Source organism: Neisseria dumasiana (genome assembly GCF_022870885.1).
Classification (GTDB): domain Bacteria; phylum Pseudomonadota; class Gammaproteobacteria; order Burkholderiales; family Neisseriaceae; genus Neisseria; species Neisseria dumasiana.
Window position 1 is genome coordinate 498917 of sequence record NZ_CP091509.1, and the last position, 25375, is coordinate 524291.

The 25375-nt window shown below is 52.6% G+C and carries 23 protein-coding genes and 1 tRNA gene; 8 read left to right on the plus strand and 16 right to left on the minus strand.

Annotated features, from left to right (window positions below):
- Positions 1–8: 8 nt before the first annotated feature.
- The 7 genes from ylqF to guaB all read right to left on the minus strand — a co-directional run bounded on the left by ylqF (position 9) and on the right by guaB (position 7118).
- Entirely contained in the window at positions 9–932 is a 924-nt protein-coding gene (gene ylqF / locus LVJ88_RS02255) for a ribosome biogenesis GTPase YlqF (protein ID WP_085418661.1), read from the minus strand.
- Between the two features lie 242 nt (positions 933–1174).
- Complete coding sequence (gene rapZ / locus LVJ88_RS02260) at positions 1175–2029, minus strand: RNase adapter RapZ (RefSeq protein ID WP_085418662.1); 855 nt, start codon at positions 2027–2029, stop codon at positions 1175–1177.
- A complete protein-coding gene (gene hprK / locus LVJ88_RS02265) occupies positions 2010–2972 on the minus strand; it encodes an HPr(Ser) kinase/phosphatase (RefSeq protein ID WP_085418663.1) in 963 nt (320 codons plus the stop codon). Before hprK ends, rapZ begins: the two co-directional genes overlap by 20 nt.
- A 3-nt stretch (positions 2973–2975) precedes the next feature.
- A complete protein-coding gene (ptsN, locus tag LVJ88_RS02270) occupies positions 2976–3425 on the minus strand; it encodes a PTS IIA-like nitrogen regulatory protein PtsN (RefSeq protein WP_054599606.1) in 450 nt (149 codons plus the stop codon).
- A gap of 217 nt (positions 3426–3642) precedes the next feature.
- On the minus strand, positions 3643–3918 hold the full coding sequence (gene ftsB / locus LVJ88_RS02275; RefSeq protein ID WP_085418664.1) for a cell division protein FtsB: 276 nt from the start codon (positions 3916–3918) through the stop codon (positions 3643–3645).
- 17 nt (positions 3919–3935) lie between these two features.
- A complete protein-coding gene (gene eno, locus LVJ88_RS02280; RefSeq protein ID WP_085418665.1) occupies positions 3936–5222 on the minus strand; it encodes a phosphopyruvate hydratase in 1287 nt (428 codons plus the stop codon).
- Positions 5223–5654: 432 nt separating this feature from the next.
- Positions 5655–7118 (minus strand): IMP dehydrogenase, encoded by a 1464-nt coding sequence (gene guaB / locus LVJ88_RS02285; RefSeq protein ID WP_085355750.1) that lies wholly within the window; start codon positions 7116–7118, stop codon positions 5655–5657.
- Between the two features lie 258 nt (positions 7119–7376).
- Here guaB and LVJ88_RS02290 point away from each other — a divergent pair, with 258 nt between their 5' ends.
- A complete protein-coding gene (locus LVJ88_RS02290) occupies positions 7377–7817 on the plus strand; it encodes a DUF4124 domain-containing protein (RefSeq protein ID WP_054599610.1) in 441 nt (146 codons plus the stop codon).
- Positions 7818–8030: 213 nt separating this feature from the next.
- Here LVJ88_RS02290 and pmbA read toward each other — a convergent pair whose 3' ends face one another.
- Complete coding sequence (gene pmbA / locus LVJ88_RS02295; protein ID WP_085418666.1) at positions 8031–9359, minus strand: metalloprotease PmbA; 1329 nt, start codon at positions 9357–9359, stop codon at positions 8031–8033.
- 128 nt (positions 9360–9487) lie between these two features.
- Here pmbA and yjgA point away from each other — a divergent pair, with 128 nt between their 5' ends.
- The 5 genes from yjgA (at position 9488) to LVJ88_RS02320 (ending at position 14724) form a co-directional block, all read left to right on the plus strand.
- The gene (yjgA, locus tag LVJ88_RS02300; RefSeq protein ID WP_085355752.1) at positions 9488–10021 is read left to right on the plus strand and encodes a ribosome biogenesis factor YjgA; all 534 of its coding nucleotides are present in this window, start codon (positions 9488–9490) and stop codon (positions 10019–10021) included.
- A gap of 420 nt (positions 10022–10441) precedes the next feature.
- On the plus strand, positions 10442–11566 hold the full coding sequence (locus LVJ88_RS02305; protein ID WP_085355790.1) for an ABC transporter ATP-binding protein: 1125 nt from the start codon (positions 10442–10444) through the stop codon (positions 11564–11566).
- 19 nt (positions 11567–11585) lie between these two features.
- The gene (locus LVJ88_RS02310) at positions 11586–12563 is read left to right on the plus strand and encodes an ABC transporter permease subunit (protein ID WP_085355753.1); all 978 of its coding nucleotides are present in this window, start codon (positions 11586–11588) and stop codon (positions 12561–12563) included.
- The gene (locus LVJ88_RS02315; RefSeq protein WP_085418667.1) at positions 12563–13453 is read left to right on the plus strand and encodes an ABC transporter permease subunit; all 891 of its coding nucleotides are present in this window, start codon (positions 12563–12565) and stop codon (positions 13451–13453) included. The genes LVJ88_RS02310 and LVJ88_RS02315 overlap by 1 nt, the downstream gene beginning before the upstream one ends.
- A 167-nt stretch (positions 13454–13620) precedes the next feature.
- On the plus strand, positions 13621–14724 hold the full coding sequence (locus LVJ88_RS02320; RefSeq protein ID WP_085418668.1) for an NAD(P)H-dependent flavin oxidoreductase: 1104 nt from the start codon (positions 13621–13623) through the stop codon (positions 14722–14724).
- A gap of 77 nt (positions 14725–14801) precedes the next feature.
- On the opposite strand, the gene LVJ88_RS02325 is transcribed toward LVJ88_RS02320, so the two are convergent.
- The 5 genes from LVJ88_RS02325 to LVJ88_RS02345 form a co-directional block, all read right to left on the minus strand.
- Entirely contained in the window at positions 14802–15176 is a 375-nt protein-coding gene (locus tag LVJ88_RS02325) for a hypothetical protein (protein WP_085418669.1), read from the minus strand.
- 68 nt (positions 15177–15244) lie between these two features.
- The gene (gene hisD, locus LVJ88_RS02330) at positions 15245–16540 is read right to left on the minus strand and encodes a histidinol dehydrogenase (RefSeq protein ID WP_085418670.1); all 1296 of its coding nucleotides are present in this window, start codon (positions 16538–16540) and stop codon (positions 15245–15247) included.
- Between the two features lie 95 nt (positions 16541–16635).
- Positions 16636–17877, minus strand: coding sequence for an NYN domain-containing protein (locus LVJ88_RS02335; RefSeq protein ID WP_085418671.1), 1242 nt, complete (start codon positions 17875–17877; stop codon positions 16636–16638).
- 54 nt (positions 17878–17931) lie between these two features.
- Complete coding sequence (gene hisG / locus LVJ88_RS02340) at positions 17932–18585, minus strand: ATP phosphoribosyltransferase (protein WP_085418672.1); 654 nt, start codon at positions 18583–18585, stop codon at positions 17932–17934.
- Positions 18586–18649: 64 nt separating this feature from the next.
- The gene (locus LVJ88_RS02345; protein ID WP_085418673.1) at positions 18650–19303 is read right to left on the minus strand and encodes an SCO family protein; all 654 of its coding nucleotides are present in this window, start codon (positions 19301–19303) and stop codon (positions 18650–18652) included.
- A gap of 304 nt (positions 19304–19607) precedes the next feature.
- Between LVJ88_RS02345 and LVJ88_RS02350 the strand changes: the two genes are divergently transcribed.
- Positions 19608–19692: transfer RNA gene (locus LVJ88_RS02350), tRNA-Leu, on the plus strand.
- 390 nt (positions 19693–20082) lie between these two features.
- Here LVJ88_RS02350 and LVJ88_RS02355 read toward each other — a convergent pair.
- Both LVJ88_RS02355 and LVJ88_RS02360 read right to left on the minus strand, forming a co-directional pair.
- Positions 20083–20691 (minus strand): 3'-5' exonuclease, encoded by a 609-nt coding sequence (locus tag LVJ88_RS02355; RefSeq protein ID WP_085418674.1) that lies wholly within the window; start codon positions 20689–20691, stop codon positions 20083–20085.
- Positions 20692–20706: 15 nt separating this feature from the next.
- Positions 20707–22512 carry a DUF294 nucleotidyltransferase-like domain-containing protein gene (locus LVJ88_RS02360; RefSeq protein WP_085355764.1) on the minus strand — a complete coding sequence of 602 codons (1806 nt, stop codon included), beginning with the start codon at positions 22510–22512 and terminating at the stop codon, positions 20707–20709.
- Positions 22513–22831: 319 nt separating this feature from the next.
- Between LVJ88_RS02360 and LVJ88_RS02365 the strand changes: the two genes are divergently transcribed.
- A complete protein-coding gene (locus LVJ88_RS02365) occupies positions 22832–24265 on the plus strand; it encodes an NAD-dependent succinate-semialdehyde dehydrogenase (RefSeq protein WP_085418675.1) in 1434 nt (477 codons plus the stop codon).
- A 164-nt stretch (positions 24266–24429) separates the two neighbouring features.
- Here the strand turns inward: LVJ88_RS02365 and LVJ88_RS02370 are convergent, their stop codons facing one another.
- Positions 24430–25245, minus strand: a complete 816-nt coding sequence (locus LVJ88_RS02370; RefSeq protein ID WP_054600198.1) for a c-type cytochrome — start codon at positions 25243–25245, stop codon at positions 24430–24432.
- Positions 25246–25375 lie beyond the last annotated feature (130 nt).

A 25375-nucleotide genomic window follows, 5' to 3' on the forward strand; every position in this document is an offset into this window, starting at 1 on the left:
TAATTATGCTATCTTTTACGCTCTGCTTTGCGCATTTCACGCAAGGCTTTCAATTCGGCTTCTTTCTGTTTGGCTGTTTTGAGCCATGCTTCCCATTGGTTCGGCGTTTCGAGCGTGATTCTGCCGATGTGGCCGTCGCGGAAATCGGTAAGGATGTTTTCGGCGGTTTTTTGGTAGTTGATGCGTCCGCCGCTTAATACGGCTCCGCGTTTTTTGGCGATCCATTCGAGCCATTCGGTGTCGTTCCAATGGCTGCTGGGGTCTTTGTCGGCTTGGTAACGTGTCTGCAACAGGGGCAGGTAGTGGCGGCGCAGGTAGTCGAGCAGTTCGAGGGCGACTTCTTCTTCGTCGAGTGCGTTGCGGCCTACGGCACCGCTGGCGGCGAGGTTGTAGCCGCTTTCTGCTACGATGATTTTCGGCCACAACATGCCGGGGGTGTCGTAGAGCCAGAAGTCGTCGGCGAGAAACAGGCGTTGTTCGGCTTTGGTGATGCCGGGTTCGTTGCCGGTTTTGGCGGATTTTTTGCCGATCATGCCGTTTATCAGGGTGGATTTGCCGACGTTGGGGATGCCGCAGATGAGTACGCGCAGGGGTTTGTCGATGCCGCCGCGGTTGGGCATCATGTTGCGGCAGGCGCGGGTGATTTTGGCGGTGGCACCTTGCTCGGAAGAGTCGAGAGCGATGGCTTGGGTGTCGGGCTTGTTGTTGTAGTAATCGAGCCAAACGGCGGTGCGTTCGGGGTCGGCAAGGTCTTGTTTATTGAGGATTTTGAGCTTGGGTTTGCCGCGCGAAAGTTGTGCCAGCAGGGGATTTTCGCTGGAGGCGGGCAGGCGGGCATCGAGCATTTCAATCACCATATCAATGCTTTTGATGCGCTCGGCGATGGCTTTTTTCGCCTTGTTCATGTGGCCGGGAAACCATTGGATTGCCATAATGTTTTGCTCTTTTATCGATATGGATAGCAAATGGGTTTGCTATGGGTATGTGTTTTGTGAGGAGGCCGTCTGAAAATAGTGCTGCTTTATTTCGGGTTGGTTTATTGCCCGTAATCGGCCGAATAACGTAATCAGGCAGCCCGACAAAGGCTGCCTGAATGAATGCCGTAATTATAGCATATTGTTTTGTTTTAAGCTTTCAGACGGCCTCCGGTGCAAGAGGCCGTCTGAAAAGATAGTTAACGCTCTGCCAATCGGATAAGTTGGCGGTGGCGCACAAGCAGTTCGTATTGGCCTTGCAGCCGTTTGGCAAGCTGTTCGACTACATACACCGAGCGGTGCTGCCCGCCGGTGCAGCCGATGCCGATGGTAACGTAACTGCGGCTTTCTACCTGCATTTGGGGCAGCCAGCGGCTCATGAAGTTGCTGATGTCGTTAATCATTTCTTGCACGGCGGGCTGTTGGCCGAGATAGTCTTGAATCGGTTTGTCCATGCCGTTGTACGGGCGCAGTTCGGTATCGTAATAGGGGTTGGGCAGGCTGCGCATGTCGAAAAGAAAATCAACGTTGGAAGGTACGCCGTATTTGAAGCCGAATGATTCTAAAATCACCAACATGCCGTTGCGTTCGAGTTTCAGCCATTGTTGAACGGTGTAGCGCAGTTGCTGGGCGTTCATTTTGGAGGTGTCGATACAATAGGCCAGCTCGCGCAGGGGGAAAATCCAAGCCCTTTCTTTTTGCAGGCTTTCGAGCAGGGTGAGGGTTTGCCCGGAAAGGGGGTGGCTGCGGCGGGTTTCGGAAAAACGGCGGATCAGCACGCTTTCTTCGGCTTCGAGAAACAGAATTTCTACGTCATGACCCTGTTGGCGCAACTGCCGGATTTGTGTTTCGGCTTCTTTGATGTCGATGCGGGAACGGATGTCGATGCTGATACCCAGTTGGGAAACTTCGCTGCTTTCGGTGTGGTATGTTACCAAGTCGGGCAGCAGGCCGATGGGAAGGTTATCGACGCAGTAATAGCCTAAGTCTTCGAGAAGTTTGAGCGCAACGGATTTGCCGGAGCCGGAAAGCCCGCTAATCAATACTATTTTCATGGCCGGATTCGTTTTCTTTCAGCATGGTTTGGTGGCGTTCCAAAAATTCTTTGGTGCTGTCTTTGCCGCGCAGCTGCAGAATATAGTTGCGCACGGCGGCTTCGACCAATACGGCGAGGTTGCGGCCGATGGCGACGGGCAGGGTAACGGAACGCACGTTAACATCTAAAATGGATTCGGTTTCGGAGCGGATGCTCAGGCGGTCGAGCCGTTTCATGTATTCGTCGTCGGCCGGAACCAGATTGATGATTAATTGAAGTATTTTTTTGGGGCGGATGGAAGTTTCGCCGAAAATGTGGCGGACGTTGAGCACGCCCAACCCGCGCACTTCCAGAAAATCCCGCAGCATCGGCGGGCAGCGGCCGTCGAGGGTTTCGGGGCCTGTGCGGTATAGCTCTACCGCATCGTCGGCAATCAGGCTGTGACCGCGGGAAATCAGCTCCAACGCCAGCTCGCTTTTACCCAGCCCGGATTGGCCGGTGATCAATACGCCGATTTCAAACACGTCGAGAAACACGCCGTGTTTGATGGTGGATACGGCCAATACGCGTTGCAGGTAAATGCGCAAAACGTCCATCAGATACGGGCTTTCCCGTTTGGACATCAGCAAAGGCACGTTATTGGTGTGGCAGTAGTCGCGCAGCACGGGCGGCACGGGCAGATCGTTCGCCACGATAACGAGCGACATGGGCAGATCGAAAAGCTGATAAAAACCGGCGGCGGTTTCTCCGGCCTCCATGCGTTGCAGGTATTCGACTTCCGCTACGCCCAAAACCTGCACTTGGTTGGGGTGGATAAAATTCAAATGGCCGACCAGCGCCAAAACGGGCTTGTCGGCCTCAACGCCGATACGGTTGTCGGCGCCCGCCGTTCCTGCTGCCCAAGCCAGTTGCAGCTTGTGCTGGTTGTCTTGGTAAAGGCGGCGTACTGATATGCTGGGCATTGTTTACTCTTCTTTTAAAAGCTGCTGCACTTCTTCGGCAGATGTGGCAGCCATCAATGCTTCGCGTACTGATTTTTGGGAGAATCTGCCTGCCAGTTTCGACAGCACTTCAAGATGCTCGCCGGTGGCGTTTTCGGGTACCAACAGCACGAAAATCAGAGAAACGGGTTTGCCGTCGGGCGCATCGAATGCCACGGGTTCTTGCGTGCGGATGAATGCACCTACGGCTTTTTTAACCGAAGCATGGCGGCCGTGGGGAATGGCCACGCCTTGACCCAAGCCGGTGGTGCCGAGTTTTTCGCGGGCAAACAGGCAGTCGAACACATCTGCGCGGGCTAATCCGGCTTCGTTTTCAAGCAGCAGCCCGGCTTGCTCGAATATGCGTTTTTTACTGCTGACTTCTAAATCCAGCACAATATGTGATAAAGGCAAGATTTCGCTGATCAGGCTCATATCTTTCTCTTTTTAAGTAAGCAAAACAGGGTGCGATTGTACCGACAGTTGGTGTAAATCTCAAATTTTCCGGCGTGATTTACACTGTGACGGCGTGTTTTTTATTTGTTTATATTTAAATAATTCAATGGGTTAAAATTTTACGGTTAACGGTGGGTAATAAGAGGGAGGCCGTCTGAAAAGTTTTCAGACGGCCTCCTGATTGCGGTTTGATGCCTTAGCGGCGGTAAACCAAGCGGTAGTAGGTTTCTCCGTTTTGGATGTAGCCTAAATCCACCCGTGCAATTTCGGCTATGGCATCTTGGCCTTCGGCCAAATCGTTTACTTCTGCCGTAAGGGCATTGTTACGCAAAGTCAGTGCCTGATTTTTTTCTTCCTGCGCGGCAACTTGGTCTTGCAGACGCCACATATCGCGCCAACCACCTTTGGAGAGCCAAAGGCTGTATTGGAACCATGCCAGCGCGGTAATTAAAACCAGGGTAACCCACTTCATATATTAGATACCTTTAATTATTTGCCCAGTTGGTAGAAGGCGGCTTTGCCGGGGTAGTAGGCGGCTTCGGCCAATTCTTCTTCGATGCGCAGCAATTGGTTGTATTTGGCCATGCGGTCGGAACGGCTCAGGGAGCCGGTTTTGATCTGCATGCAGTTGGTGGCAACGGCCAAATCGGCGATGGTACTGTCTTCGGTTTCGCCCGAACGGTGGCTCATCACACTGGTGTAGCGGTTGCGTTTGGCCAGTTCGACGGCTTTGAGGGTTTCGCTCAATGTGCCGATTTGGTTGACTTTTACCAAGAGAGCGTTGGCGATGCCTTGTTCGATGCCGTCGGCCAAAATTTTCGGGTTGGTAACGAATAAGTCGTCGCCGACCAATTGTACTTTTTTGCCCAGTTTTTCGGTCAGGTGCTTCCAGCCTGCCCAGTCGTTTTCGTCCATGCCGTCTTCGATGGAAACGATGGGGTAGGTATCGACCAGTTTGGCCAAGTAGTCGGCAAACTCTTCGCTGCTCAAGGCCAAGCCTTCTGCGCTCAGGTGGTATTTGCCGTCTTTGTAGAATTCGCTAGAAGCGCAGTCTAATGCAAACAATACGTCTTCGCCGGGGGTGTAGCCGGCGGCTTTTACGGCTTCCTGCATCAGTTGCAGGGCTTCTTCGTGGCTGTTTAAGTTGGGCGCGAAACCGCCTTCGTCACCTACGGTGGTGGGGAAGCCTTTTTCGTCGCACAGTTTTTTCAGGGCGTGGAAAATTTCGGCACCGCAGCGCAGAGCTTCGCGGAAGCTTTTTGCGCCTACGGGCATGATCATAAATTCTTGAATGTCCAAGCTGTTGTTGGCATGTGCGCCTCCGTTGATCACGTTCATCATCGGTACTGGCATGGCCATCGGGCCGGCACCGCCCAAGTAGCGGTAGAGCGGCAGGCCGGCATCTTCGGCGGCGGCACGGGCAACGGCCATGGATACGGCCAAAGTGGCGTTGGCACCCAAACGGCCTTTGTTGTCGGTGCCGTCCAGTTCAATCATCACTTGGTCGATGTAGCTTTGCTCGGATGCGTCCAAGCCAATCAGGGCTTGAGCGATTTCGTTGTTGACATGTTCTACGGCTTGCAGCACGCCTTTGCCCAAATAACGGGTTTTGTCGCCGTCGCGCAGTTCCAATGCTTCTTTTTGGCCGGTGGATGCGCCGGAGGGTACGGCGGCACGCCCCATTACGCCCGACTCCAGCAATACGTCGCACTCAACGGTGGGATTACCGCGGGAATCCAGAATTTCGCGGGCAAAAATATCAACGATTGTGCTCATGGAAATCTCCTGATTTTGAACAATTAAAATGAAATAGGGTGGTTTCAGACGGCCTGAGACCTTTGTAAAACGCTCGTCTGCGGCGCATTTCTGCGTTGTGTGCTGCCCGCTTGTTTGCCTATCTAATATGATACGTCTGCACCCGCTGTGCTGTTAAGCCTTCAAGTGAATACGCATCTGCGGGCTTTGAAGGGTCTCGGCCGGAACAAGGGCTGCTGTGAAATAATATTACAAATATTACAGTTGCCGATTATAGCGTTTCAGGCCGTCTGAAACGAGTATTTTGCCGTTAAATCATATAAAACTTGTCGGAAGTCAATGAACCTAAAAGCGGTTTTGATGTAGCGGCATGTAATTTTAGATAGGCCGTTTTGTATAAAATGCCGAGGCCGTCTGAAAGCGAACATATTTTCAGACGGCCTGTGTACCATATCAGCGGTGGTAGTTCGGTGCTTCTTTGGTGATTTGCACGTCGTGAACGTGCGATTCACTCATGCCGGCCGAAGTGATTTCCACAAACTCGGCTTTCTCGTGCATTTCGGCGATGCTGGCGCAGCCCAAATAACCCATGCTCGAGCGCAGGCCGCCCATCAGCTGGTGGATAATCTGCACAATCGGGCCTTTGTAGGGCACGCGGCCTTCGATGCCTTCGGGCACATATTTATCGGTGCTGTCTTGTTTGTCTTGGAAATAGCGGTCGGAAGAACCTTGGCTCATCGCGCCCAGCGAACCCATGCCGCGGTAAGACTTATAAGAACGGCCTTGATACAGTTCGATTTCTCCCGGTGCTTCTTCGGTACCGGCAAACATGCCGCCGAGCATCACGGTGCTGGCACCGGCTGCCAACGCTTTGGCAATGTCGCCCGAGAAGCGGATGCCGCCGTCTGCAATCAGCGGTACGCCCGTGCCTTTCAGGGCTTCGGATACATTATGGATTGCCGTTAACTGCGGCACGCCCACGCCGGCCACAATGCGGGTGGTGCAAATCGAACCCGGGCCGATACCGACTTTTACCGCGTCCGCACCGGCCGCCACCAGATCGCGTGCAGCCTGTGCCGTGGCAATGTTGCCGCCGATAACTTGAACTTCCGGAAAATGCTGTTTGACCCAACGCACGCGGTCGAGCACGCCTTGGCTGTGACCGTGGGCGGTATCCACCACCAACACATCTACGCCTGCTTCAACCAATGCTTTCACGCGCTCGTCGGTGTCCGCACCCACGCCAACCGCCGCACCTACGCGCAGGCGGCCGTCTGAATCTTTGTTGGCATTGGGAAATTCGGTGGTTTTCAGAATGTCTTTAACCGTAATCAGACCTTTCAGCTCCCACGCTTCGTTCACAACCAATACGCGCTCGACTTTATGGTCGTGCATCACATCGCGCGCATCTTCGATGCTGGTGCCTTCCGGCACGGTAACCAAACGCTCGCGCGGGGTCATGATGGCCGAAACCGGTTGGTCGAGACGTTTTTCAAAACGCAGGTCGCGGTTGGTTACCAAGCCGACCACTTTGCCGTTTTCCACCACCGGCAGGCCTGACATTTTGCGCTTGCGGCGCGACAGCATTTCCACCAAATCGCGAATCGGCATTTCGGGCGGAATGGTTACCGGATCTTTAACAATGCCGCTTTCGTGGCGCTTAACTTTGGCCACGGCGGCGGCTTGGCGTTCTACCGTCATATTTTTATGGATAATGCCGATGCCGCCTTCCTGAGCCATAGAAATGGCCAGCTTGGCTTCGGTAACCGTATCCATTGCGGCAGAAAGAAGGGGAAGATTGATGGTGATGTTGCGGGTGAGGGGGGTTTGGAGTTTGACGTCTCGCGGCAGCACTTGGGAATGTGCGGGAACCAGTAAAACATCGTCAAAAGTATAGGCTTTCTCTACGATACGCATGATGCTCGGGCTTTCAGTTTGTGCAAGATGCACGGCATTGTATCAAATTTGGCCTGCGCTTGATACCCGTTTTCGGCAGATTCAAGCCGTTAAATTTAACGAACTGACATAAGTTGTGCCCGCTTGGGTGGTGCGTTTCGTTGTAACGATACCAAAAGTAACCTTTGCGGTGCAGGAAAAGCGCTTTGTATCATGACACTTACTTAATTTAACAGTACAATGAAGGCCGTCTGAAACATAACTGAAAGAAAAAAGACTATGCACATTACCCGTTTTGCCCCATTAGTTTTGATTTCCGGAATGCTGTTTTCCGGCAGCCTGGCTACTGCCGAAGTGTACACATGGAAAAACAAAAGCGGTGGAAACAGCTACTCGGATGTGCCGCAAAATCTGAAAGCTTCGCAATCCGGCACCGTAAATATCCGTACCCATACCGTTATCCGGCCGGCGGCACCGAAAGCAGCAGAAGGTGAAGGCACGCTTGCCGACAAACAAAAGGAATTGAGCGACGCGATTGCCGAAGAAAACAAAAAAATCGAAGAACGCAATAAAAAGGTTGAGGAAGAAAACCGCCTGCAAAAAGAAGGCAACTGTAAAATTGCACGCATGAACCGCCAGTTTGCCGAAACGGCGCGGATTGCCAACCGCGAAGAATTTGTGAAACGCTACGATGCCGATGTGGCGAAATTCTGTAATTAATCCGTTATTTATTCATTTTTAGTAACAGCATCGACAAAGCTGTTTGCCAATAATCAAACAGGCCGAGATCTTTGCAAAACCCCACGCCAACAAACAGCCGGAACATTCTTCATCATGTTCCGGCTGTTTGTTGGCGTGGGGTTTTGCAAAGGTCTCAGGCCGTCTGAAAGGGGTTCAGACGGCCTGTTTCCAATATGGAAGACATTATAGTAATCAGCTTCCCGCCACGGTCATTTCCTGAATAAGTACCGAGCCGATTTTATTGGTGGAACGTTTCAGCGCATCGTCGGCCACGCCCACTATATTCATATACATATCCTGCAAACGCCCGGCAATGGTAATTTCTTCTACGGGATGGGTAATCACGCCGTTTTCTACCCAAAAGCCCGCTGCGCCGCGCGAATAATCGCCCGTGAGCATATTCACGCCTTGCCCCATCAATTCCGTTACCAGCAGGCCGGTGCCCATTTCTTTGAGCAAGTCGGATTGTGCCGCATGGGTGTGGTTCAGATACAGATTGTGTGCGCCGCCGGCATTGGCTGTGGTGTGCATGCCGAGCTTGCGCGCGCTGTAACTGCTTAAAAAATAACCTTGGATAACGCCGTTTTCAACCACGAAGCGCGGGCGGGTGGCAACGCCTTCGGCATCGAAATAGGTGCTGCCGAACGAGCGGGGAATATGCGGTTCTTCGCGAAGGCTGAGAAAATCGGGCAATACCGCTTTGCCGAGGCTGTTAATCAGAAAGCTGCTTTGCCGGTAAAGCGCGCCGCCGCTCAATGCGCCGACGAGATGGCCGATCAGGCCGCCGGCTACGCTGGTGTCGAACAGCACGGGGTAGCTGCCAGTGGCGATGCTGCGCCCGCCCAAACGCCTTAAAGTGCGGTAGGCGGCAGTTCGGCCGATACTTTCGGCATCTTCCAAATCGTGGTGCGAGCAGGCGGCATCGTACCAATAATCACGCTGCATGCCGTCTGAATCGGATGCGACTACGCTGCACGAAATGCTGTGGCGCGTGCCTTGTTGGTGGGCGGCAAAGCCGTGCGAATTGCCGTAAACGTATTGGTAGTGTCCGGTTTGTATGGCGGCACCCTCGGAATTAGAGATGCGGTTGTCGGCATTCAATGCTGCCTGTTCGCATTGTTTGGCAAGCACAACGGCGGCTTCGGCAGATAAATCCCATTCGTGGTATTTGTCTAAATCGCCGATTTCACGCGCCATCAAACCGGCATCGGCCAAGCCTGCGCAATCGTCTTCGGCGGTGTATTTGGCAATATCGACGGCCGCCTTCACGGTGTCGCTCAGAGCTTGCGGGGAAAAGTCGGCGGTGCTGGCACGGCCTTTGCGTTGGCCGACATAAACGGTGATGTCGAGCGATTTATCCTGTTGGTATTCGATTTGTTCGATTTCGCCCAAGCGCACGCTTACGCTTTGACCGAGCGATTCGCTCAAGTCGGCTTCGGCGGCTGTGGCTCCGTATTCGCGGGCGAGGGAAAGCACCTGCCCGCAAAGGTCGAGCAGTTCGTTTTTGCTGTGGTTGAACATGGGTAATCCGATGAAAAAATCGGTGTCATTTTAACTGTTTTCAGACGGCCGCGGCAAAATTGTGGCTATGGCGGGGATAGGGCGGGGAGCTGTGTTAGAATGCAGCGGTTATTGAACCGGATACCGCTATGAGCAACAACGAGCAAGAATGGGTCAGCAAAACCCAAATGAAAAAACAGATGGACAGCCTGCAAGACCTCGGTATGCAGCTGACCAAGCTTTCCGCCGATACGCTGAAAAAAATCGGCTTGTCGGAAGATTTATACGAAGCAGTGGTAACGTATAAAAAAATCACGTCCAACGGTGCGTTGAAACGGCAGGCGCAATACATCGGCCGCCTGATGCGCGATACCGATCCCGAACCGATTGAACGCTATCTGGCCAAACTGCGCGGCGACAATGCCGCCCATAACGCCTTTTTGCAGCGGGTGGAACAGGCGCGCGACCGCCTGATAGCGGGCGACGACGCACTCACGGCGTTTATTGCCGACTATCCGCATGCCGATGCCGGCAAGCTGCGCACGTTGATTCGCAATACGCGTAAAGAGCAGGAACTGAACAAGCCGCCGAAAAACTTCCGTGCGCTGTTTCAGGAAATCAAAGCGGTTATGGACGGCAACGCTGATGCGGCAGAAGATGCGGATGCAGAACCGTTTGAATAAAAAAGTTTCCGGCCGGCACGCTGTAACGCTATTCAATTGGCGATTCATCTGCCCATAAACAACTACATATAAACATCGAGGCCGTCTGAAACACCATTTTCAGACGGCCTCGTTACAGCGCGGCGGCAATTTATTTTTTTGTCATGGCAGGGCAGATGTGTTGCCCTTGCCGTACACAAACTCGGCACGATTTACATAAACCGCCGCAAAGTTTAATTTTGTATTGCCCCGCAAAGGGATAGGCTAATATAATTGCAGGTTCACAAAACAGGGCTGTCGGCAACCTTCACCGGTTTCTCACAGCCCTGAGAAATTTTTCATGCTGCCCGTGCGCTCTTTAAACCAGCAATCAAACAGCTTTTTATCACCCCGCGAAAATCCGTTTTGCCGGTACTCGTTATTAACTGGAGTATTGCCATTATGAACGCAACCCCTGCGTCTACCATCCAACCCTATCTGCAAATACAAGGTTTGGTAAAAAAGTTTGGTGACAATTATGCTGTCGACCACATCGACTTAGATATTGAAAAACACGAAATCTTCGCCCTTTTGGGCAGTTCGGGCAGCGGTAAATCCACGCTGTTGCGCATGTTGGCGGGCATGGAAACCCCCAATCAAGGCAAAATCATTCTCGACGGGCAAGACATTACCCGACTCGCTCCCTACGACCGCCCCATCAACATGATGTTCCAAAGCTATGCGCTGTTCCCGCACATGACGGTGGAGCAAAACATCGCTTTCGGCCTCAAACAAGACAAAATGCCCAAAGACGAAATCGCCGCCCGAGTGGAGGAAATGCTGCGTTTGGTGCAGATGACCAAATTCGCCAAACGCAAGCCGCACCAGCTTTCAGGCGGCCAGCAGCAGCGCGTGGCTTTGGCACGCAGCTTGGCCAAACGCCCGAAAATCCTTCTGCTTGACGAACCTTTGGGCGCGCTCGACAAAAAACTGCGCCAACAAACACAACTCGAATTGGTGAACACGCTGGAGCAGGTGGGCGTAACCTGCATCATGGTAACGCACGACCAAGAAGAAGCCATGACCATGGCTACCCGCGTAGCGATTATGTCTGAAGGCAAATTGCAGCAAGTCGGCACCCCCAGCGATGTATATGACTTCCCCAACAGCCGCTTTACCGCCGAATTTATCGGCGAAACCAATATTTTCGACGGCACTGTGCTGGAAGATCACGCCGATTACGCCATCATCCAGCTGCCCGAATTGGAAAACAAAATCCGTATCGATCACGGTTTGGGCGGCCGCTCCGAACAAGACTTATGGATCAGCATCCGACCCGAAGACATCGATTTATACAAAGAAAAACCGGAACACTTGGGCGAATACAACTGGGAAAAAGGCGTGGTGAAAGAAATTGCTTATTTGGGCAGCTTCGCCATTTATCACGTTCAGCTGGCCAACGGCCGCGTGATTAAGAGCCAAGTTCCCGCACCTTACTGGCATGTGCGCAATATCGCACCGCCCACTTGGGAAGAAACCGTGTATGTAAGCTGGCCGGAAAACCAGCCTACGCCGTTGTTCAGCTAAGCCGTAAGGATTACCCGACATGAAATTGAAAACCCTGAAACGCAAGCTGTTGCGCCGCCCCGGGCAGCGTGCAGTTATTGCCGTGCCTTATCTTTGGCTGCTGGTGCTGTTTCTGATTCCGTTTGCGATTGTGTTGAAAATCAGTTTTGCCGAACAAGAGCTGGCGATTCCGCCTTATTCGCCGCTGATTACCACCGACCCCGATTTCGGCCGTCTGAATATCGCGTTGAATTATCAAAACTATGCCGATATTTTCCAAAACTTTTGGAGCAGTTTAGGGCAGATGCTGAACCCGTTTTCAGACGGCAACGGCAGCAATATCTATCTGCTGACTTATTGGCTGTCGATTAAAACGGCGCTTACCACCACCTTAATCTGCCTGCTGCTGGGCTATCCGATTGCCTACGCCATTTCGCGCGCCAATCCTGCTTACCGCAACGGTTTGCTGCTGGCGATTATGCTGCCTTTCTGGACATCGTTTCTGCTGCGCGTATATGCGTGGATGGGCTTGCTCGGGCACAACGGCATCATCAACAACTTCCTGTTGAAACACAATATTATCAGTGAGCCGTTGAATCTGTTTTACAACGCGTTTTCGCTGAATTTGGTGATGGTTTACGCCTATCTGCCGTTTATGATTCTGCCGCTTTACACCCAGCTGGTGAAACTGGACGGCAGATTGCTGGAAGCGGCTTCCGATTTGGGTGCGGGGCCGGTGAAATCGTTTTTCTCGATTACCCTGCCTTTGTCGAAAACCGGCATCGTGGCCGGCTCCATGCTGGTGTTTGTGCCTGCGGTGGGCGAGTATGTGATTCCCGAATTGGTGGGCGGCTCCGAAAATCTGATGATCGGTAAAGTGTTGTGGCAGGCGTTCTTTGATCAGAACAACTGGCCGCTGGCTTCCGCCGTTGCCGTGGTAATGGTGATATTGCTGGTGATTCCGATTGTGTTGTTCCACCGCTACGAAAACCGTGAAATCGAAGAAGGAGCCAAATAATGTCTAAATACAAATTGTCTTGGTTTCTCAAGCTGATGTTGGCGTTGGGGCTGGCGTTCCTTTATATACCGCTCGTTATCTTGGTGATTTATTCGTTCAACGAATCCAAGCTGGTTACGGTTTGGGGCGGTTTCTCGACCAAATGGTACAGCGCGTTGGCAGGCAACAGCACGATTTTGGAAGCGGCATGGCTGTCGCTGCGTATTGCCGCCGTATCGTCGCTTGCGGCGGTAGTGCTCGGCACTTTGGCAGGCTACGCGCTGGCGCGTATCAAGCGTTTCCGCGGCAGCACGCTGTTTGCCGGTATGGTGTCCGCGCCGATGGTGATGCCCGATGTGATTACCGGTTTGTCGATGCTGTTGCTGATTATTCAGGTGCAAATGTTCCTGCAAAGCAGCGAATTGTTGAGCTGGCTGTATTTCGACCGCGGCTTCTTCACTATTTTCTTGGGTCACACCACATTGTGTATGGCTTATATCACCGTGATTATCCGCTCGCGCTTGGTTGAGTTGGATCAGTCGCTGGAAGAAGCCGCCATGGATTTGGGTGCGCGCCCGCTGAAAATCTTTTTCGTGATTACCCTGCCGCTGATTGCGCCTGCGATTGCTTCGGGCTTTTTGCTGGGCATCACGCTGTCGCTGGATGATTTGGTGATTACCTCGTTCTTGTCCGGCCCCGGTTCTTCAACCTTGCCGCAAGTGATTTTCTCGAAAATCAAACTCGGTTTGGATCCGCAGATGAACGTGTTGGCAACCATTATGATTGCTATCGTCGGCACGCTGGTTATCGGCATCAATTATTACATGATGCGGCAAACCACCAAACGCGAACGAGAAGCCGCCGAAGCGTATCGTCAGGAAAAACTGGCTTTGGAAAATGCCAACAAATAATCTTACTGCACAGGCTGCCCGTTGAACGGCAGCCTGTTTTTTTACCGTGTGGTACGATGAAGCAAGTTTATGGCCTGTAAAAACATCCGTTTCAAACTGCGCGGCATTAAACAACCGCCAAACATTTTCAGACGGCCTCGACAGCCAATCACAACAAAGGAGAAACGATGAGCCGCATTTCCGACCTTCTCAGCCTTATTCATACTCGCCTGCCGGTTGTCCAAGCGCCGATGGCGGGAGTTCAAAGCAGCAAGCTGACGATTGCCGCCTGCCAGGCGGGTGCTTTGGGTTCGCTGCCTGCTGCTATGTTGCCGTCTGAAAAACTGTGCGCCGAAATCGAAACCATACGCCGACATACCGATCAGCCGTTCAACGTCAACTTTTTTGCCCACCGTCAGCCCGAAGCAGACACGGCGCAACAGGCAAAGTGGCTGGATGCACTCGCGCCGTTTTATCGTGAATTCGGTTTAACGGAACAAGATGTGCTGCAAGGCGGAGGCAGGCAGCCGTTTGGCGAAGAGCAGGCGGAAATTGTGATGCAATACCGCCCGCCTGTGGTCAGCTTCCATTTCGGCCTGCCGGAGCCAGCTTTGTTAGACAAAGTAAAAAGCAGCGGCGCTGTGGTGATGTCAAGTGCCACCACCGTGGAAGAAGCCCGTTGGCTGGAGGCGCACGGGGCAGACATCATCATTGCGCAAGGTCTGGAAGCAGGCGGGCATCGGGGCATGTTTCTCAGCCGCGATTTGAACCGCCAGCAAGGTTTATTCAGCCTGCTGCCGCAAATCTGTGCTGCCGTGAATGTGCCGGTGATAGCTGCCGGCGGCATCAGCAACGCCGCTACCGCACGGGCAGCGCGTGCTTTGGGTGCAGCCGGTGTTCAAATCGGTACGGCTTTGATGTTGGCGGAAGAGGCCGACACCTCGGCACTCCACCGCAAAGCCCTGCAAAGCGAACGGGCGGCCGATACCGTGTTAACCAATCTCTTTAGCGGCGGCTTTGCCCGCGGTATCGTGAACCGCTTTATCCGCGAAGCAGGCCCTATCAGCGATGCCGCACCGCCTTTCCCGCTCGCCCAATCCGCTTCTGCACCGTTAAAAGCGGCGGCAGAAGCGCAAGGCTCGGATGAGTTTACGTCTTTATGGGCAGGGCAGAATGCACCGCTGGCTTGCGAAGGCGGCGCGGTGGATATTATCCGGCGGATAGCCGAAGGTTTCGGCGGAGAGGCAAGTTTTAATGGGGGAAGGGTAGGCATCAGCATTCAGACGGCCTGATAACCGGATTGAAATCAGTCGCTAATGTTTCGTTTGTGTTGCTATGCGGCCGTGAGTGAAGAAGGGGATTGCGCGGCTCAAACCGGTGTTTGTGCCCACATCCGCACCAATGCCATACAGAATGCAAAGATAAAACCGCACAGAAAGCGGAAATGCCACGAAGAAGATGTGTGCCGCCCGCGTTGGCGGTCGATCAGGCATATCATGCCGCCTGCCAGCATTGGTGTCAGCACCAAGTTGAGCATTTGCAGGCCTTCGCTGCGGATGAAATGTTCGGGGAAAATCAGCAGACTGACGCCGCCGATAAGCGCACCGATGATGCCGTATCCGATAAGCGTCAGCCACGGGCGCGGTTTCCGCTTGGAATCGGCTGAACGTATCCCCAATTCGGCCAAAATTTCGGCAACGATCTGTAAAAATAACTCTGCAAGCAGCTCGAATAAAATTTCCATAATGATTCAAAATGAGGCCGTCTGAAATGTTCAGACGGCCTTTTCAACCTTATCTATATCTATCTATATCAAAGCTTTTTCAAACGGAATTCCGCCGCTTTGGCATGGGCGGTAAGCATTTCGCCTTGTGCCAACACGTCGGCAATCCGGCCGAGCTTTTGCGCGCCTTGTTCGGAAACCTGAATCAGGCTGCTGCGTTTTTGGAAATCGTAAGTGCCCAGCGGCGAAGAGAAACGCGCCGTGCGGCTGGTGGGCAGCACATGGTTGGGGCCGGCGCAATAGTCGCCCAAGCTCTCGCTGGTGTATTTGCCCATGAAAATCGCTCCGGCGTGGCGGATTTTTGGCGCCCATTCCTGCGGGTTTTCTACCGATAATTCCAGATGTTCCGGCGCAATATAGTTAGCGGTTTCGCAAGCGTCATCGAGGTCTTTGGCCAGAATCATCGCGCCGCGGTTGTTTAAAGAAGCCTCGATAATGGCACGGCGGGGCATGTCTTCGATCAACCTGTTCATGGCCGCTTGAACGTCGTCTAAATATTGCTGCGAAGTGGCAATCAGAATCGCTTGGGCGATTTCGTCGTGTTCGGCTTGGCTGAACAAATCCATCGCCACCCAATCGGCGGGCGTGGTGCCGTCGGCAATTACCAGAATTTCAGACGGCCCGGCCACCATATCGATGCCTACCACGCCGAACACGCGGCGTTTGGCGGCGGCCACAAACGCATTGCCGGGGCCGGTGATTTTATCGACCTGCGGCACGGTTTCGGTGCCGTAAGCCAAAGCCGCCACCGCCTGCGCACCGCCGACGGTGAACACTTTGGTTACGCCGGCCACAAATGCCGCCGCCAACACAATATCGTTGCGCTCGCCTTTGGGCGTGGGCACCACCATGATGATTTCGGGCACGCCCGCCACATGCGCGGGCATGGCATTCATAATCACCGAGCTGGGATAAGCCGCCTTGCCGCCGGGCACATAAATGCCCACACGGTCGAGCGGGGTAATCTGTTGGCCGAGCAGCGTGCCGTCTTCGTCGGTATAGCTCCACGATGCCATTTTTTGGTGTTGGTGGTAGCTTTCCACACGGGAGGCGGCGGTTTTCAAGGCCGTCTGAACTTCAGGGGCAATGCGTTCGAAAGCAGCCTGCAAATCGGCTTGGCTCAACGTTAAATCGGCCATAGTTTGTGCATTCATGCCGTCGAAACGGTTGGTGTATTCGATTAGCGCCGCATCGCCGCGCTTTTGTACGTCGGCACAGATGTCGGCAACAATTTGATCGATTTTCGGGTCTTGCGCGGTTTCAAAAGCCAGCAACGCTTTCAGCTCGGCTTGGAAATTGGGGGATTGGGTGGAAAGATGTTTCATTTGTATGTGCTGCCTTTAATTCTTCAATAAAAATAAAAGTTTTTCAGACGGCCTATAACCAACTCTCAAAGCAAGAAGAGGCCGTCTGAAAATATTCAATCCTTGCTCACAAACCGCTTGTTCACGCGCACGCGTTCGCCGCGGCCGGCTTTTTTGATTTCCAACCAGTCGCTGTAAACGGCGTGAATCAGGGCGCGGTCAGTGTCGAAGCCGTAATCGTGCGGGTTCACCGTGGGGGCAAGCTGTTTCAATACGTCGCTTAGGCGTGCCCAGCCTTGCGGGTCGGCAGTATTGTCAACGGCTTGCTGCACCAAAGGAATGAGCTTGGTAAATTTGGCTTTGCCGTTTTTGGGTTTGGGTGCTTCTTGCTGCTCGGGCTTGGCGGTTTCGGCGGCTTCTGCCGTTGGTGCGGGCGGTACGATAGCGGCTGTTTCCGCTTCCGGCTGTTTGCGCTCTTGCTGCTGGCGTTTTTTGCCGCGTTTGTTGGCGGGTTTGCCGCTGTCGGTTTCGGCAGCGGGGGCTTGCGGTACGGCTGCTTCGGCAACTTGTTTTTCTTTACTGTCTTTATTTTCAGACGGCCTGTTGTTTTTTTCGGCCGGATTCGGATATCTGCGCACTTGGATTTGATTGTTGTCGGTGCGGTATTCAAACAAATCAAGCGATTTGATCAGGTCGGAAAGTTTGCCGAAACCGTAGAGGCGCGGGTCGAAATCGGGGTTGGTTTTGTTGATGTAGCTGCCGATGGGGCCGAGGTTGGCCCAGCCGAGGTCGTCGGCATTTTCTTTGACAGCGCGGGTGAGCAGTTTGGAAAGGTCGGCTTGCTGGCCGGTATTCTCGGCAGGTTCGTTCTGCGTTTTGGTTTTGCCGCTGTTTTTGTTTTTTTCCGGCGTGCGTTTTTCGGGGCGGAAGATTTCGGTGTAGATGAATTTGTCGCAGGCTTTGCGGAAGGCTTCGGGGGTTTTCTTTTCGCCGAAGCCGTAAACGGTAAGGCCGCTTTCGCGCAGACGGCTGGCGAGGCGGGTGAAGTCGCTGTCGCTGGATACGATGCAGAAGCCGTCGAAGTTGCCGCTGTAAAGCAAGTCCATCGCGTCGATCACCAAGGCCATGTCGGTGGCGTTTTTGCCTTTGGTGTAGGCGAATTGCTGCACGGGGATAATGGCATGCGGCAGCAGAGCGGCTTTCCATTTGGAAAGGCCGTGGCTCCAGTCGCCGTAAATCCGTTTGACGCTGGCAATGCCGTATTTGGCGATTTCGGCCAGCAGGCGGTCGATGATGTCGGCGGGGGCGTTGTCGGCATCGATTAAGACGGCCAGTTTTTTATCTGAGGTGATGTTCATGGGGTAGTCTAATTTAAAGTGAAACGTGTAACAGCGGCTTTTCAGACGGCCTCTTTACGGTTTTTCTACCGCTTCGGCAAACGCATTGATAATCGGCTGGATAAGTGCGTGTTTGACTTTCAACGCTGCTTTGTTGACCACCAAACGGCTGGAAATATCCACGATATGCTCCACCGCTTCGAGATTGTTGGCCTTCAACGTGCCGCCGGTAGATACCAAATCGACGATCGCGTCGCTCAAGCCGACCAGCGGAGCAAGCTCCATCGAGCCGTAAAGTTTGATGATGTCCACATGTACGCCTTTGCCGGCGAAGTGTTCGGCGGCGATGTCGGGGTATTTAGTAGCAACGCGCAAACGGTTGCCGGGCTGTGAGGCGACGGCATAATCAAAACCTTTGCGCACGGCAACCATCATGCGGCATTTGGCAATCTGCAAATCCAGCGGCTGATACAGGCCGTCGCCGCCGTGCTCGATCAATACGTCTTTGCCGGCGATGCCGAAATCCGCCGCGCCGTATTGCACATAAGTGGGCACGTCGCTGGCGCGCACAATCACCAAGCGCACGTTGGGCAGGTTGGTGCCGATAATCAGTTTGCGCGAGCTGCCCGGTTCTTCGAGCGGCACGATGCCGGCGGCGGCCAGCAGCGGCAGGGTTTCATCAAAAATACGGCCTTTGGAAAGGGCGATGGTCAGTTGGTTTTCTTGCATGATGTATAAAGAAATGATGGTTTCAGGCCGTCTGAAAATGTTTCAGACGGCCTCTTCGGACGGGTTATGATTTTAGCAAGATGCGGATATCGTCTGCAATCTGTTGTGCCGTGCTTCCGTAAGGCTCAAATACCGCCACTTCGCCGTTTTTATCAATCAGATAAGCCCCTGCAGAGTGGTCAACCAGATAAACCTTTTCAGATTGCTGCTGCGCTTTGGCCGATACAACACGGTATTGCTGCTTGATCAAAGGTAAGTCCTGCCCTTCGGTTGCGGTTACGCCGATAAAGCCGGGATTAAACTGCTTAACGTATTTGCCGATTAATTCGGGCGTGTCGCGCTCGGGATCGACGCTGGCAAAAACCACCGCCACATCTTTGGCATCGCCGCCCAGTTGCTTGATGGTGTCGCTGTATGTTAAAAGCTCGGTAGGGCATACGTCGGGGCAGTGGGTGTAGCCGAAAGAAAGAATAACCGTTTTGCCTTTTAAATCGTCGAGATTAAACACTTTTCCGTCGCCGTCGGTAAGCGTGAAATTACCGCCGATATCTTCTTTGCCCATGTCCGTGCCGTGAAAACCCGCAGAGGCACGGGCAGGCTCTGAAACCTGTTCGGGGACAGGTTGCGATGCCGCAGGAGCGTTTTCCTGAGGCGTACAGGCATTCAAAGCAGCCAATACGCACGCAGCAAGCACGAAATTTCGGGTAATCGGATTCATGTCGTCTCACTCCAAAACAAGTAGGGTAAATGAAGGCTATCTTAACGCGTTTGCCTGTGTAGATGTTGAAGAAAATACGCAATCGCATTAAATTAATCAGGCCTTGATTAAACCTTCGGGGCAGATTTTGATTCCGACCATAAGGGCAGCAACCCCGTTTAAGGCAGAATCGTTTGCTTCGGTTAAAAAATAGATGTTTTAATTTTATTTATTTTCAATGAATTGTAAATTTTGAGGCAATTAATACATATTTGGGGCTTTACAGGAATTTTTTTATCACTATAATAGCCAACTCTTCTCACCTGCCCAGGTGGCGAAATTGGTAGACGCAGGGGACTCAAAATCCCCCGCCGAAAGGTGTGTCGGTTCGAGTCCGACCCTGGGCACCATAAAAAAACCGCTCTCAAGCGGTTATTTTTTTGCCTGTTGGAAACGTGCAGCCGAATTGTGCTTAAACTGGATTGGCTATGGTCGGTTTCTGAATGCGTTAAATCTGTGAGGCCGTCTGAAAATTTCTTTTGTGCTTGAAAAGTTTGATTGCTACCAAAGCGTCAAGCCGCGATATCTTAATCTCCAACTGTTGTGAATTTGATGACCACACCGAGCGGGCGCAATGGGCGGCTGATGTGTTGCGGTTGAAGGTTATCGGTTTTTCAGACGGCCTCAATCTTTTCTTTTCCTTTGTCTTTATAGATTAACCAAACAATACCGACTTGCATCTCAGAGATTTTGAACAGGCTGTTCTAATACTGAGACACAAGTCGGTTTTGATTGCTGTTTTAGCGCAGCCTTTGTTTCAACAGCAGGTACATCAATGCAACATTGATGGAGTCGTTGAGCGCGTCGTGGCGGGGCAGGCCGGTGAGTTTGAGTTTTTTCAGCATGGTGTCCATACGCAGGTCAACGTAACCGTCGTGGATGTTTTCTTTTTGCTGCCAGCGGTGGAAGAGTGAAGATACATCGGTTTGCGGGTTGGGCAGTTTGATGCCGATCATGGGTTTGAGAAATTTGTTGACCATGGCGACGTCGTATTCCAAGTAATAGCCTACCAAGCCGCGGCCACCGATGAATTCGAGCAGCTGCTTGATGGCTTCTTGCACGGGGATGCCGTCTGAAAGGTCTTTCGGCCTTAAGCCGTGTACGCTGATGTTGGCGGCTTTCATCGGGTTTTCGGGCTTAACCAGCACATAAAACGATTCGCTCACCAATACTTGGTTTTTGCGGATTTTAACGGCACCGATGGATAGGATTTCGGCTTCTTTTACGTCGAGGCTGGTGGTTTCGCAGTCGAAGCTCACCCATTCGTCGGGGTGTTCGTCGAAAAGGAAGCTGTAATACGGGTCGGTGAGTTTTTTGCGCTCTCTGCCCTGCAAGAATTTTTTAAACATAGACGGCACCCCTGATTACGAAGTGATGTGGAAGTGGTGGCGGATCACGTTTTTAAACCGCTTAACGACTTGCAGCGCATCTTTGAGCAGGTCGCGTTCGAGCGTGGACAGGTTGCCGAAATCGAGTTGGTTGGGGGTGCCGGAGCCGCCGTTGTGCAGGATGGCGAGGTTGGCGCTCAGGCGTAAGTCCATGATGTAGCTGAGGGCTTCGGCAACGTCTTTGCCTAATGCTTCGTCGATAACGTTCAGTTGGACGAGATGGTGAATGCGCTCGAACGTATTGGTTTCTTCGATGCGGGCTTCGAGGCTGAGGGCGCGGATGCCGTGAACAACGGGAAACTGCCCCATTTTTTTGATGTCCATTTTTTCGGCTTGGCCGCGGTTGAGCAGTTGGGAGAAAAAGCCTTTGCTTTGGCTTTCAAATTGATCGACGGCGCGTGCAAAGGCCATCAGCATGCCTACGTCGTTAACCATCACTTTTTGCAGATGTTCTTTGACTTCGGCCAGCATGGAGGTGTCGCCGGCTACGGCTTTGGCATCGATAAAAATGGCGAGGTTCATCATGTTTTCGCCGCTGGCATTGTGGCACCAGCTGCTGACCATTTTTTTGAATTCGGGCAACGGTTTGCGCCATTGGGGGTTGTTGACCATGATATTGCCGGGGCAGGGCGGATAGCCGAGACGGGTAAGCGTTTGTGAAAATTGGGCGGCTATTTCGGCGGCGAGATCGGGGTCGACGCTTTCGTGCAGAATCAGGGCATTGTCTTGGTCGGTTTTGAGAATTTGTTCGCCGCGCCCTTCGGAACCCATCACGATCAGGCAGGATTTGTCGTAGAGTTCGGCCGGTGCGAGGATGCGCCACGCTTTTTCAAACAGGCTGCTGTTGAGCACCTGCATTAACTCGGCCAGTTGCGGGGCCCGCACGCCGTTGTTGCGCAACAGGCGGATCGAATCGGTCATCTGGCCGGAGATATCTACCAACTCGTCTATGGTTTTGGCGCGCTCCAAACGCTGTGCGACCAAATGGCTGTGGTTGGAGAGATAAGCCAATACGTCGATTTGTTCGAGCGTGCCGATGGGGATGCCGTTTTCTTCTACTACAACGCGCTGGATTTGGTAGCGCATCATGCGCAGCAAGGCGTTGAACACGAAATCGTCGATGTCGGCGGAAATCAGATTGAAGGCTGTCCATTTGTGTACGGCTTCGTCTGACGGTGCTCCGGCGATGACGATGTCGCGGAAGGCGGATTCGGTGAACACGCCGATTTTACCTTCGTGGCGTACCAATGCGGATTTGGTTTTGCGTTCTTTCAATACGCCGGCGGCGTGGAAAATGGTGTCGCTGCCTTCGAGCCAAACGGGTTTGTTGCGGTAGGCATCACGGACTTTGGCGGTAAACAGGCTTTCAAATTCGCTTTCGTTTTTGGTGTTGGAAAGGCTGGCAAATTTGTCGGCCACGCTGGTGTAGCAATAGGCTCCGAAGCGCGGGTTGGAATCGATGATTTCGAGCACTACGGCTTTGGGAATGGTGTAGACCAGCGCTTCTTCTTCCACTACGAACTGGTGGTGGCTGATGCCTTCGATCAGGCCGCGGGCTTCAAAGGTGTCGCGGGGGTGGTAGAGGGAGACGACATCGCCGTCGGCACCGATTTCTTTTACCAAGCCTTTGATAACGACATACAGAAATTCGATGGGTTCGTCGGGGCGGATAATGGTTTCGTTGTCGTGAAAAAACGAGATGTTGACCGATTTTTGCAGGGCAACGCGCTCGGGGTTGCTTAAGTAGTTGAATGGGGCGTAGCTGAAGTCGAACCGTTCCATGATGATTTCTTCCTTTGTTTTTTGTTTTATTGTCAGTTAATTATGCCATGCTTTCAGTGGAATGGGTGTATGCTGTGAGGCCGTCTGAAATTAATTTATACTGTGTTCGGGGTGTGTTTTCAGACGGCCTGCTGCTTAACGCGCATTTTCCTCGGGCATTTGCGTTTTTTATACCGAAAAACCACCCCGCCAGCACACTTTGAACAGATTGAATAAGCCGATCAACTTATTTTTAATACAAAGCGGCAACGCGCTAGTAAAAGTTAAGTTGAATGGCTAGATGAGGCGGTTGCGCCTGTTTATTGCCGAGAGTCGTATCATGAAAACCGTTCTGCAGTTGTTGAAACACCCTGATATTAAGTTTGAATCTTTTTCAGACGGCCTGCCGGTAAAAAATCCGGCCACGGGCGATACCATCGCCTATGTGCGTATGACCACGCCGCAAATGTTGGGCGAACTGATTGCCAAAGCACATGCCGCGCAAAAAGAGTGGGCGGCGAAAACCGCTTTGGAGCGTGCCGATGTTTTGTGGAATTGGTATCGTTTGGTCAAAGCCAACAAGGAAAGTTTGGCGCGCATCATGACGATGGAGCAGGGTAAAAGCCTTACCGAATCGTTGGGCGAAATCGACTACGCCGCCGGTTTTATCCGCTGGTTTGCCGAAGAAGCGCGTCGGGTGGATGGCGATATTCTCACGAGCGTCAAGCAAAGCCAAAAGCTGATGGTGATTAAACAGCCGGTGGGTGTTGCAGCGTCCATCACTCCGTGGAATTTCCCCGCCGCCATGATCACGCGCAAGGCCGCACCGGCATTGGCTGCGGGGTGTGCAATGATTGTGAAATCCGCCAGCCAAACGCCTTTGAGCGCTTATGCGCAGGCATTATTGGCTTATGAGGCGGGCGTGCCCGAAGCATTGTTTGCAGTGGTTAACGGCAAAGCGGCAGAGCTTAGCGCGGTTTTTGCCCGAAATCCGGTGGTAAGAAAAATCAGTTTTACAGGTTCGACCGAAACCGGTATGAAAATTTACCGCCAAAGTGCCGACCATATCAAAAAACTCAGTTTGGAACTGGGCGGCAATGCACCTTTGATAGTGTTTGACGATGCCGATTTGGATAAAGCCGTGCAAGGGGTTTTGCTCAGCAAATTCCGCAACAGCGGGCAAACTTGCGTATGCAGTAACCGCATTTACGCACAATCAGGCGTGTATGACGAACTCTGCCGCCGGGTTGCCCGCGAAGCAGGCCGTCTGAAACTGGGCAACGGCTTGGATGACGGCGTTCAGCAGGGGCCGTTGATTGACGAGCAAGCGGTGGCCAAAGTGGAAGAACATATCCGCGATGCGCTGGAGAAGGGCGCGGAATGTTTAACCGGCGGTAAGCGCAGCAGTTTGGGCGGTACCTTTTTCGAGCCTACGGTGTTGAGCGGCGTAACGGAAGCTATGTTGGTGGCGAAAGAAGAAACCTTCGGGCCGCTTTGCCCCATTTTTAAGTTTGAAACCGAAGAAGATGTGATCAGGCAGGCCAATGATACCGAATCGGGCTTGGCGGCTTATTTATTTACGCAAGATACCGCACGCCAATGGCGGGTATCGGAAGCCTTGGAATACGGCATGGTCGGCATCAATACGGGTTTAATCAGCAATGAAGTGGCACCGTTTGGCGGAATCAAAACCAGCGGCTTAGGCAGAGAAGGTAGCAAATATGGAATGGACGAATATTTGGAACTGAAATATCTGTGTTTGGATCTGAGTTGATATGGCATCTGTACTGTCTGCGACTTGCTGTCTTGTGTTAAATGATTGACTACATTGGAATATTACGGATGCGTTTTCAATGCCCTGAAAACGCGCATCAATTAAAAAGCACACTTTAATTCGCTTAAAGTGTGCTTTTTTATCACTCAGATTGATCGGGTCAGTTAAAACTTACCGCCTGATTCGTTCACCATATAAGTTACGGCAGCTTTAACTTCGTCGTCGCTTAAGTTGGTGTTGCCGCCTTTGGCAGGCATCAGGCTGCCGCTCGGGCCGGTGTAGCCTTCGATGGCACTTTTGAACAATGCGTCTTTACCTTTTTTGATGCGTGGAGCCCATTCGTCGTTTTTGGTAATGCGCGGTGCATTGGGAATGGCAGAAGTGGCACCGTGGCAGGCTACGCAAGTGGTATCAAAAATACTTTTGCCGTCAATCGAAGTGGCTGGAGAAGCAGCGGCAGCGGTTTCACCGGATGCGGCAGCTTCGGATGCGGCAGCACCTACGGCAGGCGCTTCAAAATTACCGCCGGATTGGTTGGTCATGTAAGCGATAACGCGTTTGAGTTCGTCGTCGGTCAAATCGGCTTGGCCGCCTTTGGCGGGCATGGCATTGAAGCCGTTGAGTGCGTTGTTAAACAGGGTTTCAAAACCTTTGGCAATGCGCGGTGCCCATTCGCCGTTATTGGTGATGCGCGGTGCGTTGGGAACGTTGCCGTCTGCAGCATGGCACTGAATGCAGACTTTGTTGAAAATCTGTTCGCCGGTGCGTTCGCCGATCGGTGTGCCGTCGCCCATAGCCAAGCTGCCGGCAGGCATGATGCGGGTTTCTGTGGCGGATGTGGTGGTTTCTTCTACGTTGCTGAAATAGTTGCTGTTTGCCAGTTTAACCAGAAAAAACAGTACTGCAAGCAGGATAACGATACCGCCCACAAGGGTGGTTAATGCAGAACCTCGGGCTTTGTGATTGCTCAGTTGATTCATTTGGTATGGCCTCGCCGTTTTGGTAGGTTGTGACGAAATTAAGTTGTAATTCTAGGGGTTGTGTTAATTCGAGTTAACAATATTTTGCTGGATTATACTGAATTCACGCCGTCTTTCCAATCTTTAAGTT